At 45.0% G+C, this 16,890-nt stretch carries 17 protein-coding genes; 12 read left to right on the forward strand and 5 right to left on the reverse strand.

Translation table 11 applies throughout. From position 1 onward, the window contains the following. Positions 1-78 precede the first annotated feature (78 nt). Entirely contained in the window at positions 79-1,812 is a 1,734-nt protein-coding gene (gene argS / locus ATB74_RS20045) for an arginine--tRNA ligase (protein ID WP_060982226.1), read from the reverse strand. Between the two features lie 347 nt (positions 1,813-2,159). On the opposite strand from argS, the gene ATB74_RS20050 reads away from it, so the two are divergent. Continuing rightward, complete coding sequence (locus ATB74_RS20050; RefSeq protein WP_061019543.1) at positions 2,160-2,756, forward strand: VOC family protein; 597 nt, start codon at positions 2,160-2,162, stop codon at positions 2,754-2,756. Between the two features lie 485 nt (positions 2,757-3,241). Here ATB74_RS20050 and purU read toward each other — a convergent pair whose 3' ends face one another. Beyond that, on the reverse strand, positions 3,242-4,075 hold the full coding sequence (gene purU / locus ATB74_RS20055; RefSeq protein ID WP_060982490.1) for a formyltetrahydrofolate deformylase: 834 nt from the start codon (positions 4,073-4,075) through the stop codon (positions 3,242-3,244). Positions 4,076-4,357: 282 nt separating this feature from the next. Here purU and ATB74_RS20060 point away from each other — a divergent pair, with 282 nt between their 5' ends. The 8 genes from ATB74_RS20060 to rnd all read left to right on the forward strand — a co-directional run bounded on the left by ATB74_RS20060 (position 4,358) and on the right by rnd (position 12,345). Then, complete coding sequence (locus tag ATB74_RS20060) at positions 4,358-4,558, forward strand: hypothetical protein (protein ID WP_060982228.1); 201 nt, start codon at positions 4,358-4,360, stop codon at positions 4,556-4,558. Between the two features lie 160 nt (positions 4,559-4,718). After that, positions 4,719-6,647, forward strand: coding sequence for an ATP-dependent DNA helicase (locus ATB74_RS20065; protein ID WP_061019544.1), 1,929 nt, complete (start codon positions 4,719-4,721; stop codon positions 6,645-6,647). A 59-nt stretch (positions 6,648-6,706) separates the two neighbouring features. Next, positions 6,707-7,408, forward strand: a complete 702-nt coding sequence (tsaB, locus tag ATB74_RS20070) for a tRNA (adenosine(37)-N6)-threonylcarbamoyltransferase complex dimerization subunit type 1 TsaB (protein WP_061019545.1) — start codon at positions 6,707-6,709, stop codon at positions 7,406-7,408. A gap of 72 nt (positions 7,409-7,480) precedes the next feature. Continuing rightward, positions 7,481-7,786: a hypothetical protein gene (locus ATB74_RS20075; RefSeq protein ID WP_017062378.1), complete on the forward strand. Its 306-nt coding sequence runs from the start codon at positions 7,481-7,483 to the stop codon at positions 7,784-7,786. A 35-nt stretch (positions 7,787-7,821) separates the two neighbouring features. Then, a complete protein-coding gene (locus ATB74_RS20080; RefSeq protein ID WP_050052398.1) occupies positions 7,822-8,382 on the forward strand; it encodes a Slp family lipoprotein in 561 nt (186 codons plus the stop codon). Between the two features lie 48 nt (positions 8,383-8,430). Continuing rightward, positions 8,431-9,282, forward strand: a complete 852-nt coding sequence (locus ATB74_RS20085) for an alpha/beta fold hydrolase (protein WP_061019546.1) — start codon at positions 8,431-8,433, stop codon at positions 9,280-9,282. A gap of 106 nt (positions 9,283-9,388) precedes the next feature. Next, complete coding sequence (gene fadD, locus ATB74_RS20090) at positions 9,389-11,083, forward strand: long-chain-fatty-acid--CoA ligase FadD (RefSeq protein ID WP_017062375.1); 1,695 nt, start codon at positions 9,389-9,391, stop codon at positions 11,081-11,083. Between the two features lie 143 nt (positions 11,084-11,226). Beyond that, entirely contained in the window at positions 11,227-12,345 is a 1,119-nt protein-coding gene (rnd, locus tag ATB74_RS20095; protein ID WP_050620928.1) for a ribonuclease D, read from the forward strand. A gap of 129 nt (positions 12,346-12,474) precedes the next feature. Here the strand turns inward: rnd and minE are convergent, their stop codons facing one another. From minE to minC, 3 genes are read right to left on the reverse strand one after another with little or no spacing between them, the layout of a single operon-like run. After that, entirely contained in the window at positions 12,475-12,738 is a 264-nt protein-coding gene (gene minE, locus ATB74_RS20100; RefSeq protein ID WP_050711744.1) for a cell division topological specificity factor MinE, read from the reverse strand. A 6-nt stretch (positions 12,739-12,744) separates the two neighbouring features. Then, positions 12,745-13,557, reverse strand: a complete 813-nt coding sequence (gene minD / locus ATB74_RS20105) for a septum site-determining protein MinD (protein WP_009848498.1) — start codon at positions 13,555-13,557, stop codon at positions 12,745-12,747. Positions 13,558-13,578: 21 nt separating this feature from the next. Beyond that, entirely contained in the window at positions 13,579-14,241 is a 663-nt protein-coding gene (gene minC, locus ATB74_RS20110) for a septum site-determining protein MinC (protein WP_017063419.1), read from the reverse strand. Positions 14,242-14,460: 219 nt separating this feature from the next. Here minC and ATB74_RS20115 point away from each other — a divergent pair, with 219 nt between their 5' ends. The 3 genes from ATB74_RS20115 to ATB74_RS20125 all read left to right on the forward strand — a co-directional run bounded on the left by ATB74_RS20115 (position 14,461) and on the right by ATB74_RS20125 (position 16,836). Next, positions 14,461-14,751 (forward strand): YcgL domain-containing protein, encoded by a 291-nt coding sequence (locus ATB74_RS20115; RefSeq protein ID WP_017062372.1) that lies wholly within the window; start codon positions 14,461-14,463, stop codon positions 14,749-14,751. Between the two features lie 30 nt (positions 14,752-14,781). Further along, positions 14,782-15,780, forward strand: a complete 999-nt coding sequence (locus tag ATB74_RS20120) for a lytic murein transglycosylase (protein ID WP_061019547.1) — start codon at positions 14,782-14,784, stop codon at positions 15,778-15,780. A 135-nt stretch (positions 15,781-15,915) separates the two neighbouring features. Next, positions 15,916-16,836 (forward strand): LysR family transcriptional regulator, encoded by a 921-nt coding sequence (locus ATB74_RS20125; RefSeq protein ID WP_081090151.1) that lies wholly within the window; start codon positions 15,916-15,918, stop codon positions 16,834-16,836. Positions 16,837-16,890: the final 54 nt, after the last annotated feature.

Raw genomic sequence — 16,890 nt, forward strand, 5'->3', positions numbered from 1 at the left:
CGTCAACCTTTCTAATTTTCTCGAATCTCGAATCTCGAATCTCGAATCTCGAATCTCGAATCTCGAATCTCGAATCGCTTACATGCGTTCTAGAGTATCGATACCTAGAAGCGATAGACCTTGCTTGATAGTCTTCGCTGTTAGTGCAGCAAGTTTCAGACGGCTCTGCTTAACAGCTTCGTCTTCTGCTACTAGGATAGGGCATGCTTCGTAGAAGCTAGAGAACTGACCTGCTAGTTCGAATAGGTAGCTACACATGATGTGTGGTTGACCTTCACGAGCAACAGACTGTACTGCTTCTTCGAATTGTAGAAGTTTCGCGATAAGCGCTTTCTCTTTCTCTTCAGTGATTTTGATTTCACCTTCAAGAGAGTCCATAGAAATGCCAGCTTTAGCAAATACAGAAGCAACACGAGTGTATGCGTACTGCATGTAAGGTGCTGTGTTACCTTCGAACGCAAGCATGTTGTCCCAATCGAACACGTAGTCAGTCGTACGGTGCTTAGAAAGGTCTGCGTACTTAACCGCTGCCATTGCAACAGTGTTCGCGATCGCTTTTTTCTCGTCTTCTGCAAGTTCTGGGTTCTTAGATTCGATTAGCTGCGCTGCACGAACTTCTGCTTCATCAAGAAGATCAGCAAGACGAACAGTACCACCCGCACGAGTCTTGAATGGCTTGCCGTCTTTACCTAGCATCATGCCGAATGCGTGGTGCTCAAGAGAAACAGATTCTGGGATGTAACCTGCTTTACGAACGATAGTCCAAGCTTGCATTAGGTGTTGGTGCTGACGTGAGTCGATGAAGTAAAGTACGCGGTCTGCGCCTAACTCTTCAAAACGATATTTTGCACAAGCAATATCAGTTGTTGTGTAAAGGAAACCGCCGTCGCGCTTCTGGATGATAACGCCCATTGGGTCGCCATCTTTGTTTTTGTATTCGTCTAGGAATACAACTTGTGCGCCGTCATCTTCTTTAGCAAGACCTTGTTCTTTTAGGTCTGCTACGATGGTAGGAAGCATGTGGTTGTACATGCTCTCGCCCATTACGTCATCACGAGTTAGTGATACGTTTAGACGATCGTAGTTGCGTTGGTTTTGAATCATTGTTACGTCAACAAGCTTCTTCCACATCTCAGCGCAGAACTCGTCGCCGCTTTGCAGTTTAACAACGTAGCCACGTGCTTTAAGTGCAAACTCTTCGTCTTCGTCGTAAAGCTTTTTAGATTCACGGTAGAAGCCTTCAAGATCAGCAAGTTCCATCGAAACTTCGCCAGACTCAGCTTGAACGCGCTCAAGGTTTGCGATAAGCATACCGAATTGAGTACCCCAGTCACCGATGTGGTTAGCACGGATAACGTTATGGCCTAGGAATTCAAGAGTACGAACAACCGCATCACCGATGATCGTTGAACGTAGGTGACCAACGTGCATCTCTTTCGCAACGTTTGGTGCAGAGTAATCCGCAACAATTGTTTGTGTTTCTGCAACGGCTACACCAAGGCGAGAATCAGCTAATGCTGCGTCTGCTTGTTGTGCTAGGAAAGCTTCATCTAGGAAGATGTTAAGGAAACCTGGGCCTGCGATTTCAACTTTAGAAGCGATACCGTCTAGGTTTAGAACGTCCAATACTTTTTGAGCAAACTCTCGAGGATTAGTGCCTAGTCGCTTAGCAACGCCCATAACGCCGTTTGCTTGGTAGTCACCAAATTGTGGTTTTGCAGATTGGCGAACAGCGGCAGGAGAGCCTGCAGGTGCGCCAGCGGCTTCTAGAGCCTGAGATACTTTGTCATTAATAAGTGCTTGGATATTCACACGCGTTTCCTTCAATTCAAGGATGATAAGAGTGGCCGTTATTTCGAGGTCATTAAATTGGTTAATTATGCGTCTAGTTAACGATTTAATGCCGAAATGAACAACAGACACTGTTTAAGTTCACAAAAATGGCGTTAATCATACCAATTTTGTAGGGTTTCTTATAGGTCGAATTGATAGAAAATTAACATTTCCTGAGTGGTTTTTGACAATCGACTTTTACCAAGACACGTTTGCATGTTTAAGGATCGGAAAGAACATACTTATTGAGTCTTTTTTGTAAAAGCAACGCTTGTTGCAAAAGGCAAAACTGATAACATGCAGCCATTATTTGGAGAACGCAGACAATGATGATGAGCCTGAAGCAAGCTGAACTAGAACCACAACAAATGATCGCCCGCCTTGATACCTTTATGGCAAAAATCGAGAACCTAGGAAATACATTAGGTTTGGATTTAAGCTTTGCTCAAGCGGATCATATTGCGCTGCGAATCAATGACACTGAGTTGGCCAAATCTGCGCATCAAGCATGGTCTGAGTACGGCTCTACAATTTCAGAGGCGATGATCAATGGTCGTCCAATTGTGGTGTTGGCTTTCGATGAACCCTTGCAAAGCCTTGGCTGGAAAATTGAATGCTTGGAGTTGCCATATCCAGCAGAAGGTAAGATTTATCCAAGCCAAGATTGGGAACATGTCGAGTTTGTGATTCCTTCTCACGCCCAAACGGCTGATGAGTACTTAGCGGATCTTAAAGAAACTTACCCGCAGTTCGCTGCTAACTTTGAAACGTTGACTGAGCAAGGCGTTAAGATCAAACTCTCTAGCCCGAAAGGCGAGGGTGAACGTCTGAATAACCCAACGGTTGCATTCAAGCATCAAGGAATTTGCATCAAGCTGCATCCACACTCTTTGAAGAAAATTGTGGAATCAGAACAGGCTTAAGAGTTGCTGACAATAGATTCCTGATCTCGCCTAGGCTCGTCGGAATGACGGGGTGTTCGAGGGCGTATGTTGGAGTCTATAGCTAGAAGGCTCATCATCGACTTCGTCATTCCCGATAGCGACGAAGGAGCGTAGTCGGGAATCTCGTAAAGCGAACTGATGACCAATAGTTTCGGTTTGTAGTTTGTTGGAAAGAGATTCGTGATTTCGCTCTGGCTCGTCGGAATGACGGGGTGTTCGATGGTGTTTGCCAGAGTCTATCTTTGGGTACTGACAGACTGAGTGTTCTAGGACGTATGTTAGAGCCTATAGCTAGAAGATTCATCACCGAGTTCGTCATTCCCGATAGCGACGAAGGAGTGTAGTCGGGAATCTCTTAAAGTTGGTCTGATCATCAGATACAAAAAACGCGCAATGGGTAAACCCTATTGCGCGTTTTTTATTGGGTGCTAACTGGAAGTCTTACCGGAAATCGAATCCCCGACTTACAGAATCACAGTCTTGTTGCCGTAAACAAAGACGTGATCATTGATCACCTTGTTTAGCGCCTTACTCAATACGTTCTTCTCAACGTCACGACCGGCTTGTGCCATGTCTTTCGCGCTGAAGTTGTGATCCACAGGGATAACATCTTGCTTAATGATTGGGCCTTCATCCAAATCATTAGTCACAAAGTGCGCTGTAGCACCAATGATTTTTACGCCGCGCTCATACGCTTGTTGATATGGCTTCGCGCCAATAAATGCTGGCAAAAAGCTGTGGTGGATATTGATGATCTTGTGGTTGTATTTTTCAACAAACCCTGGAGTCAGCACTCGCATGTACTTAGCCAAAACAAGGTAATCAGCCTCGTATTGGTCAATCACTTCTAGCATCTTCTTCTCATGTTCTTCACGGTTTAGCCCTTCGTGAGAAACATGATGGTAAGGGATGTCAAAACGTTCAGTTAGGCTTTGCAGAATGTCGTAGTTACCGACAACCGCCGCGATTTCAACGTCTAAACTGCCATCGAAGTTCTTCATTAGAATGTCGCCAAGGCAGTGTGCTTCTTTGGTCACGAGTATCACAACACGCTTGCGAGATGAATCAACAAGCTTACGTTTCGTGTTTTGTGGCAGGGCTTGGTCTAAATCGGCAAGCAAGGTTTCATCATTGAAATACCCTTCAAGCTCGGTGCGCATAAAGAAGTGGCCACTTGTGTTATCTACGAACTCATTGTTGTGAATAATATTGAGTTGGTGCTTATAACAAATGTTGGTGATCTTAGAGATGAGGCCCGGGGCATCAGTACAATGTGTTAGTAAAGTTTTTCTTTCCATTTGCATCTTACTTCCATGAAATATTTTTATTCTTCAAATTAAATGCAGGCCGTCGAACGGTGAACTGAGCCGCAATATCACCGTTATAATTAATCTATTATCAAGTTGGTTTCAACAAATTCTGCTGCTGATTTATCGCTTTGATAAATTGTTTGATATAGAAATATCAGTTTTTAGATAGAAAAACAGGCAGAAGCTTCATTTTTTAAAGTTTTGACCGTAGTACGCATTTGAACTTCAACCGAGGCATTTACGCCTTGGCCAAAAATAGAGGTGATACTTATGGATAAAGAGTTATTAGCCAAAAAACTGTACTGCAAGCGAGTGAATTCATTGGCGGGTGGCACTGCGTTAGATGGTAATGTTCTAGATGAAATGTGGGAAAGCAAGACCTCGCCAACAGATGCAGTGAAGGCCATGCAACCTTGTGATAACCATTTTGAAGGCGCCTCTTGGTTGTCACGTTATCTAAGTCGAAAATAAAAACGATTCTCTGATTCTTACTTCTTCAGTTCTTACCTTTAAGGTAACTCAAGTTACGTCAAACCAAACCAAACACCTCCGGTGCGAAGTCATTCTTGATTCGCGCCGGCTCACTAAACCTGCCATAATTCGTCTTCTATTTTTCTAAACTTCGTACTCTATGATATCTAAAACGTTTTCTGCTGATGGTGCTCTGGGTAAAGCGATCCCAGGGTTTCAACCACGACAAGCTCAACTAGACATGGCTGAAGCGGTTTCACAAGCTATTGAGCAACAGAGCCAATTAGTTGTTGAAGCGGGAACGGGTACCGGTAAGACCTTTGCTTACTTAGTGCCAGCGCTGCTGAGTGGCAAGAAAACCATCATTAGTACGGGGTCTAAAAACCTTCAAGAACAGCTGTTTCACCGAGATTTACCATTGATGGTCGATGCGCTTGGCTTTTATGGTCAGGTTGCGTTACTCAAAGGGCGTTCAAACTATTTGTGTTTGGACAGGCTCAGCCGTCAAATGATCGAGAGTCATGGCGCTCATACCGATCCAACACTGCTGGCTCAGTTAGTGAAAGTTCGTAGTTGGTCATCATCAACACAAACAGGTGATTTGGGCGATTGTGATGATATCGCTGAAGACAGCCCGGTTATCCCAACTATTACCTCGACCAATGACAACTGCTTGGGCAAAGAGTGCCCAAGTTATACCGATTGCTTCGTGCTTAAAGCGCGTAAAAAAGCGATGGATTCTGATGTCGTTGTAGTGAACCACCACTTGTTCTTAGCGGATTTAGCGATTAAAGAGACCGGATTTGGTGAGCTGATTCCTGAAGCCGATGTGTTTATTTTCGATGAAGCGCATCAACTTCCCGATATTGCCAGCCAGTACTTCGGACAATCGGTTTCCAGTCGACAGATCCAAGAGTTAGCCAAAGACATTGAAATCGCTTACCGAACTGAAGCCAAAGACATGCGTCAGCTACAGAAAGTAGGGGATAGGCTCGTTCAATCGTCAGCCGACCTGCGCATTGTGCTTGGTGATACTGGCTTTCGTGGTAACTGGCGCGAAGCCTTGAAATCAGAGTCGATCGCTAGAGAGTTAGTTCGCTTGCAAGATGCGCTGCAACTGGCCGTCGATGTATTGAAGTTAGCATTGGGGCGAAGCCAACTGTTAGATACCGCTTTCGAACGCGCAAACATGATTAAGTCGCGTATCGAACGTGTGTGCGATGTGTCGATCACTGGCTATTCGTATTGGTATGACACTACACCGCGCCACTTTGCTTTGCACATCACACCGCTTTCAGTCGCCGATAAATTCCACGAGCAGATTGAGCTTAAACCGGGCGCGTGGGTATTTACCTCAGCAACCTTGGCGGTATCGGACGATTTCGACCATTTCACTTCTCGATTAGGGTTAAAACCGTCGGCACAGTTTTCACTGCCGAGCCCGTTTGATTACCCAAATCAGGCGCGCTTGTGTGTACCTCGTTATCTTCCTGAACCAAATAGCCCTGGTCTCGCGGACAAACTAGTAAGAATGCTGACCCCGGTGATTGAGCAAAACCAAGGTCGCTGTTTCTTCTTGTGTACTTCACACAGCATGATGAAAGAGTTGGGGGAGCGATTTCGTGAAACCCTTTCGGTTCCAGTTCTGCTGCAAGGTGAGACAAGTAAGCAAAAAACCTTAGCCGAATTCATGGAATTAGGTAACGCATTGCTGGTGGCTACAGGTGCTTTCTGGGAGGGGATAGATGTTAGGGGCGACGCATTAAGCTGTGTTATCATCGACAAATTGCCCTTTACGGCCCCTGATGACCCTTTACTTAAGGCTCGAATCGAGGACTGTAAGCTAAAAGGGGGTGATCCTTTTGCACAGGTACAGTTGCCAGATGCTGTGATTACCTTGAAACAAGGTGTCGGCCGATTGATACGTGACAAGCGCGATAATGGCGCTTTGATTATTTGCGATAACCGATTGGTGACTCGCGATTACGGTGGCATATTTTTGGCGAGTTTACCGCCTATCCCACGTACCCGTGACTTAGGGGTCATTAAAGAATTCTTAGCTAAAGACCATTCAACCGCTGCTGATTAATTGGCATTGTTGAGTTTAGCCATTATTTTTAGATTAGATAACAGATATTTGAGACACAAATGAGCGCGAAAATTCTTGCAGTAGATACCGCAACTGAAAACTGTTCAGTTGCATTAGTAATGGGTGACCAGGTGTTCGCACGTAGCGAAGAGGCTCCTCGAGACCATACGAAAAAAATTCTACCTATGGTGGATGAAGTACTGAAAGAAGCGAATGTCGCTTTAACCGATATCGATGCTATCGCGTTTGGCCAAGGCCCAGGCAGTTTCACGGGTGTGCGTATTGGTATTGGTATTGCTCAAGGCTTAGCTTTTGGTGCTGATTTACCGATGATCGGTGTCTCAACACTGGCAGCGATGGCGCAAGGCAGCTACCGTAAATTTGGTGAAATTCACGTTGCGACAGCGATTGATGCGCGCATGAGTGAAGTATACTGGGCTCGTTACAGCCGTGAACAAGATGGTCGTTGGACTGCGGTTGATGCCGAATGTGTAACGCCACCAAGTGAATTGGCTGCGCAGTTAGAAGCAGATTCTGAAACATGGGCGAAAGTCGGTACCGGTTGGGCAGCTTACGCAGAGCATATGGACACATTAGCGATCAACACTAAAGCGTGTGAAGTGCTATTCCCAGAAGCTCAAGATATGGCGTTCCTTGCTCAATTCGCTTATGCAGAAGGTAAAGCGGTTGCAGCAGAAGAGTCTGAGCCAGTTTATCTTCGTGACAAAGTGACTTGGAAGAAACTGCCAGGTCGCGAATAATTTTTACAAGGTTCTGATGCAAATTAGGTCTAAATACGTATTATTTAGATTTGAGAGGGCAGATATTTAGTCATGGTATCAATTAACAACTTACCTCCTTCTTCGATAGGCAGCACGTCTAAGCCGAATCGAATAAAAAAGAAGGAGCAGGCAAAAAAATCTGATGCTAGCACTGCGGTTGGGCAACCGACTAAGGTGGCTAATGCTGTTTCTCACTCTATTCGTCAAGTTAAAGAGTCTGAACTGCACAAGGCTCAAATCCAGTATGATCTTCCAGAAGGCCGAGGACGTAAGGCTATGGAAGAGTATATGGATGTAATGAATCAGGCGAAGAAAGAAGAACTTGCAAAGCTTATCGGTGTCGATATCTACATCTAGAGCTTCTTATTAATGCCTGTTTAAGGACCAGAACCATGTCAAATTATCTCTCTAAATTACGCTTAATAGCCTTTTCTCTTGGTGTCTTGGTACTTGCCGGGTGTTCATCACTTCCTAGCGAGCTTGAAGCAAAATCAGAGCCTGTGATTAGCGATTACCAACAGTGGGTCGACCAACTACCGGATGCGAAAAGTGTTCGATTAGGTGGCGTTATCTCTAAAGTGACCAACTTGAAAGATAAGACTCGAATCGAAGTCGCTAATATGCCGATTTCGAGTAGCGGTAAGCCAGATCTAGACGCAGAGCCAAGCGGACGTTTTGTTGGTTATATTGAAGGGTACGTTGAGCCTCTAAGCTTTGCAGAAGGTCGTCTGATTACTTTGGTTGGTCAGTCAAGTGGGAGTGAAGATGGAAAAATAGGGGAATACCCTTACACCTTCCCTGTAATGAAAGTGGACAACCAACGACTGTGGAACATTACTGAGCGCGTTGTTGTTAATGATTTTGCACCAACCTACTACTCGTGCAGAAGTTTACATTGTCGCAGTTTTCAAACGATGCCAAGACAAGGTCGAGTGATACAGGACGTAGAGTAATTAACTTTTTAGACGTTGATTGCGCAAACAGATGGAACTAAGTGTTTGATGATTGAAAAGTCATACTCCCTCGCGAGCGGGACGCTTGCAACACAACAGATTGGCAACCCACAAACGACCGCAACGACGGTCGTTTTTATTCATGGGTGGTTGGACAATTCGTCCAGTTTTAACCAGGTTATGCAGCAAGTCGCCAAGTTTGCGCCCAATGCTCACCTTATTGCTATCGACCTTTTCGGACACGGCTTCTCGTCGCACAAATCGGGAAGTTACTACCCATTTCATGATTATATTGATGACTTGCATCAGTTGGTGACTAAATTATCGCCAAACAGACTGGTACTAGTAGGACATTCACTTGGTGCATTGATAGCAAGTTGCTATAGTGCCGCCTTTCCTGAAAAGGTGTCAGGATTAATTCAAATTGAAGGTCACGGACCTCTTTCTGAAGCTCCCCACGAAACAGTCTCTCGCTTGAGGGATGGGGTACTCAGTCGTCTTCGACAGCGAAGAAAGCCTTCACGTCCTCTGGCAAGCCTTGAGGATGCTATTAAGCTGAGAGCTCACGCCAACCAAATTAATGCTGAATTAATCGCTCCTATTGTTGAGCGAGGTATTGTCGAGTTCGAGAACTCTTGGCAATGGCGATGCGACCCTAATCTAAAATGTGACTCGTTATATCGAATGTCACAGGCGCACGCTGAAGCGATTATGGCGGCTATTGAATGTCCTCAATTAATAATCCTAGGGAATGATGGATTCCGACATTTGCAGCATAATCGCTACAAATCAGTGCATAGTCCTCTGCATATAGAGACTGTTCCTGGTGGACATCATTGTCATTTAGAGAGCCCAGAGCTAGTTTCAGAGCTAATTCTTGGTGTAGTTAACAAAATTTAAACAAGTGTTTGAGCCTTTTAGTGCTCATGCACTAAAGCTGTGCTGTAATACCGCAATGATAAAAAGCGGCGAAGCAGTCGTCAGCTGATAAACGAGGAGTAACATCGTGGATAAACCTTGGCTTTCACGTTATCCAAGTGACGTACCAGAAACGATCAACCCAGATCAGTACCCATCTCTTGTAGAAATGTTTGAACAGTCGGTACAGAAGTACGCGGACCAACCTGCATTCGAGAACATGGGCTCGATTATGACATTCCGTAAGCTTGAAGAGCGCAGCCGTGCTTTTGCCGCTTACCTACAGAATGACTTGAAACTGAAGAAGGGCGATCGCGTCGCGCTAATGATGCCAAACCTACTGCAATACCCAATTGCACTATTTGGTGTATTGCGTGCCGGTATGATTGCAGTGAACGTCAACCCACTGTACACACCTCGTGAGCTTGAACATCAACTGAACGATTCTGGTGCAAAGGCGATTGTTATCGTATCTAACTTTGCGAGCACGCTAGAGAAAGTCGTTGATAACACACCGGTTAAACACGTTGTTCTAACCAGCCTAGGGCAAATGCTGCCACGCGCGAAAGGGACAATTGTCGACTTCGTAGTGAAATACGTAAAAGGCATGGTGCCTAAGTATGATCTACCGGGTGCTATCTCATTCAGAAAAGCGCTGCACAAAGGTCGTCGTCTTCAATATGTGAAGCCGTTCATGGCGGGTGATGACATAGCGTTCCTACAGTACACAGGTGGTACTACGGGTGTAGCGAAGGGTGCAATCCTAACGCACCGTAATATGATCGCGAACGTACTGCAAGCGAAAGGGGCTTACGGTCCTGTTCTGCAAGAAGGTCGCGAGTTGGTTGTAACGGCATTACCGCTTTACCACGTATTTGCACTGACGGTGAACTGCTTACTGTTTGTAGAGATGGGTGGTCGTAACCTTCTAATTACTAACCCTCGTGACATTCCTGGCTTTATTAAAGAGCTGCAAAAGGTTCCGTTTACCGCAATTACCGGCGTAAACACCTTGTTTAACGCGCTAGTTAATAACGAAGATTTCCACGAGTTGGATTTCAGTAACCTACGCCTATCTGTTGGCGGCGGCATGGCGGTTCAACGCGCTGTTGCTGAGCAATGGAAGAAAGCGACAGGCATTCACCTATTGGAAGGCTATGGCTTAACCGAGTGTTCTCCATTGGTAACAGGTAACCCATACGACCTTAAAGACTACACAGGTGCTATTGGCCTACCTGTACCATCGACAGAAGTTCGTATTGTTGATGATGAAGGCAAGGTTATTGCTAATGACCAAGTAGGCGAACTACAAGTTCGTGGTCCTCAAGTGATGCAAGGTTACTGGCAGCGCCCTGAAGCGACTAAAGAAGTGATCGATCAAGACGGTTGGTTATCGACAGGTGACATCGTTAAGTTTGATGACGAAGGCTTGTTGTACATCGTAGACCGTAAGAAAGACATGATTCTTGTGTCTGGATTCAACGTTTACCCGAACGAGATTGAAGACGTAGTGGCTCTGCACGGTAAAGTGTTAGAAGTAGCAGCTATCGGCCAGCCCCATGAAGTGTCTGGTGAGTTAGTTAAGATCTACGTGGTTAAGCGTGACCCTAGCCTGACCAAAGAAGACATTATCGCGCACTGTCGTGAGCACTTAACGGGTTACAAGATCCCTAAATTAGTCGAGTTCAGAGATGATCTTCCAAAGACTAACGTAGGTAAGATCTTACGCCGCGTACTGCGTGAAGAAAACGATGCAGAACTTGCGAAACGCGCTAGCGAATAATTAGCCCGTTTACGCGAAAGTACTGCACCATAACCATAGAGGCGCTTAATCTAAGCGAGCGCTGAAAAATGGTGTTAGAATGCCGACAGTTAATGTCGGCATTTTTGTATCCGGCGATCAAATAGAAACCTGTGAGAGTTTTTGTGGATTATCAAATCATTACCCAATTGAAAGACCTTGAGCGAGTTTGCCAACAAGCACGTGAAGCCGATGTCGTTATGCTTGATACGGAGTTTGTTCGTACAAGAACCTATTACCCTCAATTAGGCTTAATTCAGTTATTTGATGGTGAAACGCTGTCACTGATTGACCCTATTGCTCTTGGTGAAATGACACCATTTGTTGGATTGTTGAAAGACGCTTCTGTTCTGAAAGTGTTGCACGCTTGCGGTGAAGATTTGGAAGTGTTCCAAAACGCATTTGGCTGCACACCAACCCCAATGGTTGATACCCAGATCATGGCAGCTTTCTTAGGTCATGGTTTATCAACGGGCTTTGCTGCTCTGGTTTCAGAGTTTGTTGGTGTTGATCTCGATAAGAGTGAATCGCGCACTGATTGGCTAGCGCGTCCGCTTTCTCAAAAGCAGTTAGACTATGCTGCGGCAGACGTGCATTACCTAATGCCAATGTACAACAAGCTTCTTGAAAAAGTGATGGAAGCAGGCTGGTGGGAAGCGGCTCAACAAGAGTCTGATTTACAAGTTGCCAAGCGTATTCGTAAAGTAAACCCAGATACAGCCTACCTTGATATTAAAGGGGCGTGGCAGCTTAAACCTAAGCAATTAGCGATCTTACGACCTTTAGCAACTTGGCGTCTAAAAGAAGCAATCAAGCGCGATTTGGCGCTGAACTTTGTCTTCAAGGAACAAGACCTATGGGCTGTGGCGCGTTTTGCGATGAAAGATCCTAAGCACATGGAGCAAGAAGGTTTCGATTACCGCTCTGTGCGTCGCCATGGTGCGAAGATCAGCTCAATTGTTAAGTTAGCTGAACATACACCAGAAGAAGAGTACCCAGCACCAGTAGAACGTCTAATGGACTTCCCTGGCTACAAGCAACTGTTCAAAGTGTTGAAAGATGAAGTGAAAACGGCATCACAGCACAGTGGTTTGGCGACGGAATTCTTGGCATCGAAGAAGCAACTTAACCAAGTGTTAAGCTGGGTGTGGAAGCACGATCGTAACCCAGAGAAGCTGCCTGATGTTATGCAAGGCTGGCGTTTAGATGTGGTTGGCGAAAAGCTGAGTAAAGCGATCAAATAACCGTTTGCTGCTTTAAAGCCTAACTTAGTTACAGCTATAAACTGCACATATAAAAAAGAGAGCCTAGGCTCTCTTTTTTATTCAATCAATACAAGCAAGTGTATTACCTGCCGATCTTGTACAGAAAGATTATCGCTCTTCTTCTGGAAGCTTAACATTCAGCTCTAGCACTGAGATGTCGTCATCTTTGTGTTCAAAAGTCAGATCAACCATTGATGGATCAACCTCAACGTACTTGGCTATACACTTCAAGATGTCTTCTTTTAGTTGCGGCAGGTAAGACGGCGCTGGGTCGTCATGGCTGCGTCGTTCGGCAACAATGATCTGCAAACGTTCTTTGGCTAGATTTGCGGTTGTCTTTTTCTGTGGTCTAAAAAACTCTAATAATGACATTGTGCATTAGCCCCCGAACAGTCGTTTGAAGATGCCTTTCTTCTGTTCCGTTAAGAAGCGGAAGTCAACTTGGCTACCCAGTAGTCGCTCTACAGTATCATTGTAAGCCATACCTGCGTCGGTTGCTTCGTCAAAGATAACTGGAACGCCCTTGTTCGATGCATTGAGTACCGCTTGGCTCTCTGGAATTACACCCAGTAGAGAGATGTGCAGGATTTCTTCAACGTCTTCAACACTGAGCATCTCACCTTGAGTAACACGTGCTGGGTTGTAGCGAGTCAATAGAAGGTGTGTTTTCACTGGTTCTAAGCCATCTTCTGAACGACGAGACTTAGAGTCAAGAATACCTAGAATACGGTCTGAATCGCGTACTGAAGAGACTTCTGGGTTCGTGGTTACAATCGCTTCATCAGCGAAGTACAACGCCATCAGAGCGCCTTGTTCGATACCTGCAGGAGAATCACAGATGATAAAATCAAAGCCCATTTCATCCAGTTCATCAAAAACACGACGAACACCATCTTTTGTTAGTGCGTCTTTATCACGAGTTTGAGAAGCAGGAAGAATGAACAGGTTCTCTGTGCGCTTGTCTTTGATCATCGCTTGGTTCAGCGTCGCTTCACCATTGATAACGTTAACGAAGTCGTATACAACACGACGCTCACAACCCATAATTAAATCTAGGTTACGCAGACCGATATCAAAGTCGATAACTGCGGTTTTCTTTCCTTTTAAAGCCAGACCCGAGGCAATAGCTGCACTGGAGGTCGTTTTGCCTACCCCGCCTTTACCTGACGTTACAACGATAATGCGTGCCATTCTGTTTTCCTTTTATTTCTCTTATATTGCGAGGACATCAACGTGTAATACATCGTTTGCCATACTGAACATGGTTTTCTTCTGCCAGTACTCGCTTTCAATTTGATCGCTGAGCCAGTAATTTCCAGCAATGGAAACCAGCTCGGCTTGTAAGTCATTACAAATTATTTTTGCTTCAGTTTGACCACTTGCACCCGCAATCGCACGGCCGCGTAAAGTGCCATGAATATGGATGCTGCCATCGGCAATGACTTCTGCGCCCGCGCTTACGTGGCTAAGAATCAGCAAATCACCGTCTTTGGCATACACTTGCTGACCAGAACGAATAGGGGTTCTAATCACTTTGATTGGTGCCATCTTCGCTGGAGCTTGAGATGGTGACTTGCTTGCCGTCATCACCGCAAAACCGGCTTCTTTGGCGAGATTTTGCATTCGCTTATCAGAACAGCCAGCCACACCAACCGGGATCATGCCCGCTTGAGATATACCATTTTTAAGTTGCACAAAATCGATATCGCCCGCGACTTTGCTGATGTTGATAACAACAGGTGCGGCAGCGAAAAACGTAGGTGCTTGGTCTACTTTCTCTTGAAGAAAAGAGACTGCATTTTCGACTTGATCATCGGATAAGTGCAAAACAGATAGCGTAAAGCTGCTACCTTTTAGATCTGGGTTACTAGACATCGAAAAACTACAGGACCTCAATAGCGGATTGGTACAATTTCTTTATCAATAAAATAAAGGGCATTGCCTGAAACTAGGTTTATCATGTTATATTCCCAAACCAAGCACAGCAAGTAATCTTGTTGTCAAATGGACGTTTTGTTCCCAATATTTCCCTAACATAAACTATTGATCTCGCAAGTGAGAGTTTTGTAGTCATAATCAATTAAAAGGTTTGTCATGCTGTGTTCTATATATAAAAGCTCAAAGAAAGAAGGAACATACCTTTATATCCCTAAGAAGGATGATTTTTCACAAGTTCCTGACGCATTGATGCAAATGTTTGGTAAACCTAGTTTTGTAATGGTAATTAAAATGGATGGCCGTAAACTGGCTCAAGTAAACATCGAAAAAGTGAAAGAATCACTGAATACCGATGGTTTCTTTTTGCAGGTTCCGCCACCACCAGTTAACGAACTTGAGCTTCATAAAGAGCGTAAAGCTCAACAGAAATCTCAAGACGAAGAGTGATAGCCACCTCAATTCAGGGAGGAGTGATCGTTGAGTAAATTTTCGAAAACCATATTGGCTGTGTCGGCATTACTATTGGGTAACAGCCTGACCATAAGTTCAGTACAAGCTGAACAACTGAGCTTCGAGCAATATGTAGAAAAACTAAAGCAACAAGGCCGTGAAGAAGGCATCTCTGAAGCGATCATTGATGAAGCCTTTGATGGTGTAACGTTTAAGCCACGAGCGGTGAAAGCCGACAAAAACCAACCTGAGAAAAAACTGACTCTGGATGAATACATTCCACGAGCGGTTCCTGATTGGAAAGTGAAGCAGGCAAGGTCACTTTATAAGGAACACTACACCGCGTTAAAGCGTATTGGTGATGAATATGGTGTGCAACCAAGATTCATTGTCGCGCTATGGGGCGTTGAGAGTAATTTTGGTAAGTTTACGGGCAATTACAGCGTTATCGACGCCCTAACGACCATGGCTTATGAAGGACGCCGAGAAGCTTTCTTCCGTAGTGAAGCGATGGCGGCATTGAAGATTCTTGATCAAGGCCATATTGCACCAAAAGAGATGAAAGGCTCTTGGGCTGGTGCGATGGGTCAGCCTCAGTTTATGCCAAGCTCATTCTTAGCTTACGCCGCTGATGGCAGTGGCGATGGTAAGAAAGACATTTGGGGCACTGAAGAAGACGTATTTGCTTCAGCGGCCAATTATCTTAGCCAATCAGGATGGGATGACAAATATACTTGGGGCCGTCAGGTTCATGTTCCGTCAACTGTGTCGATCGATTTACAAGGTCGAGACGAAGACAAAGCGAAATACTTAAAAGAGTGGTCTGAACTCGGTATTAAGCGTTATGACGATCGCCCACTGCCAACACTTGATGAAGACATTAAAGCTTGGTTAATCATGCCGGATGATGAAACCGGACGTTCGTACCTCATTTATAACAACTACAATGTGTTAATGAAGTGGAATCGTTCTTACTACTTTGCTTTGGCAGTAAGCCACCTAGCCGACAGAATTAAGTTTGATTAACAGACCTAAGTCGCTTTGAATAGCATTTGGCCTATCATAGGCAGAACGAACTAAAGGACTCTTCGGAGTCCTTTTTGATTTTATATTTCAGAGATTTAATAAGGTGATCTTGTGCTAACAGATAGAGCTGCACAGATGGTGATATTTCATGCGCTGATTAAGCACGAAGGTTTTACCAGTGCTGCAAAGAGCTTAAATGTTTCGGTGTCTCATATCAGTAAGCAAGTCGCTTTGCTTGAAGACTCAATCGGCATCAAGCTGGTGCAACGAACCACACGAAGCCTCACGCTGACTGAAGCGGGAGACGTGTTCTATCAACATTGTGAGCAGTTGTTTAACACGGTGAAAGCAGCTCAAATGGATATGGACAGCCAGCGTGATGATATCTCTGGGATATTCCGTATAGGCTTGTCTCAGTCATTTGGCACACTGCATATCATTCCGGCGATTGATCAACTCAGGCAGCTTTATCCTCAGTTGAGAATCGAGGTCCACTTGTTCGACTATAAGGTGGACATGATTGAAGAGCGCTTGGATCTCTGGATCACCAACAATGAAGACCTGCCTGAAGGTTACATTGCGCAGCGATTAGCCGACAGTCAGTTTGTGGTGGCTGCGTCACCGGATTATCTGATTAAGGCTGGGACGCCACATGTACCTTCCGATTTGATTGACCATAACTGTCTTATCTATCGCAGCCGTGAACGAGATTACACATCATGGGCGTTTGACAACGGGCAAGAAAACCTCAGCGTCAAAGTCGCGGGCGATTACTCAGTTGATTTGGCTGAGGCAGTACGAGACGCGGCAGTATCAGGGTGGGGCGTTGCTTATCTGGCGACTTACTTAGTGAAAGAAGAGTTTAGAACGGGAAAATTGATTCAAGTATTACCAGAGTGGAGAGCCAGTCAGCTAATGCCATTCTATGCTGTTTATCCAAGCCGAAAGAACATGCCGAAGAAGCTTTCAGCGGTGATTGAGTTCATTAAAGATCATATCGGGTCGCCGACATATTGGGACAAAAACCTTAAAACCTGCGTTGAACTGCATCGTTAACTGTTTCCTAATCTATAAATATAATTTCCACATGGAAAAAGTACGCTTTTTAAT

Origin of the sequence: Vibrio splendidus, from assembly GCF_001557875.1 — a bacterium.
Classification (GTDB): Bacteria; Pseudomonadota; Gammaproteobacteria; order Enterobacterales; family Vibrionaceae; genus Vibrio; species Vibrio splendidus_F.

What these genes read in the sequence shown, in the direction of transcription:
- ATB74_RS20065 (WP_061019544.1), top strand. Translation starts at nt 4,719, where the DNA reads ATGATATCTAAAACGTTTTCTGCTGATGGTGCTCTGGGTAAAGCGATC.
- minD (WP_009848498.1), bottom strand. Translation starts at nt 13,557, where the DNA reads ATGGCACGCATTATCGTTGTAACGTCAGGTAAAGGCGGGGTAGGCAAA.
- ATB74_RS20060 (WP_060982228.1), top strand. Translation starts at nt 4,358, where the DNA reads ATGGATAAAGAGTTATTAGCCAAAAAACTGTACTGCAAGCGAGTGAAT.
- tsaB (WP_061019545.1), top strand. Translation starts at nt 6,707, where the DNA reads ATGAGCGCGAAAATTCTTGCAGTAGATACCGCAACTGAAAACTGTTCA.
- ATB74_RS20050 (WP_061019543.1), top strand. Translation starts at nt 2,160, where the DNA reads ATGATGATGAGCCTGAAGCAAGCTGAACTAGAACCACAACAAATGATC.
- ATB74_RS20085 (WP_061019546.1), top strand. Translation starts at nt 8,431, where the DNA reads ATGATTGAAAAGTCATACTCCCTCGCGAGCGGGACGCTTGCAACACAA.
- minE (WP_050711744.1), bottom strand. Translation starts at nt 12,738, where the DNA reads ATGTCATTATTAGAGTTTTTTAGACCACAGAAAAAGACAACCGCAAAT.
- ATB74_RS20125 (WP_081090151.1), top strand. Translation starts at nt 15,916, where the DNA reads ATGGTGATATTTCATGCGCTGATTAAGCACGAAGGTTTTACCAGTGCT.
- ATB74_RS20075 (WP_017062378.1), top strand. Translation starts at nt 7,481, where the DNA reads ATGGTATCAATTAACAACTTACCTCCTTCTTCGATAGGCAGCACGTCT.
- purU (WP_060982490.1), bottom strand. Translation starts at nt 4,075, where the DNA reads ATGGAAAGAAAAACTTTACTAACACATTGTACTGATGCCCCGGGCCTC.
- ATB74_RS20080 (WP_050052398.1), top strand. Translation starts at nt 7,822, where the DNA reads ATGTCAAATTATCTCTCTAAATTACGCTTAATAGCCTTTTCTCTTGGT.
- ATB74_RS20115 (WP_017062372.1), top strand. Translation starts at nt 14,461, where the DNA reads ATGCTGTGTTCTATATATAAAAGCTCAAAGAAAGAAGGAACATACCTT.
- minC (WP_017063419.1), bottom strand. Translation starts at nt 14,241, where the DNA reads ATGTCTAGTAACCCAGATCTAAAAGGTAGCAGCTTTACGCTATCTGTT.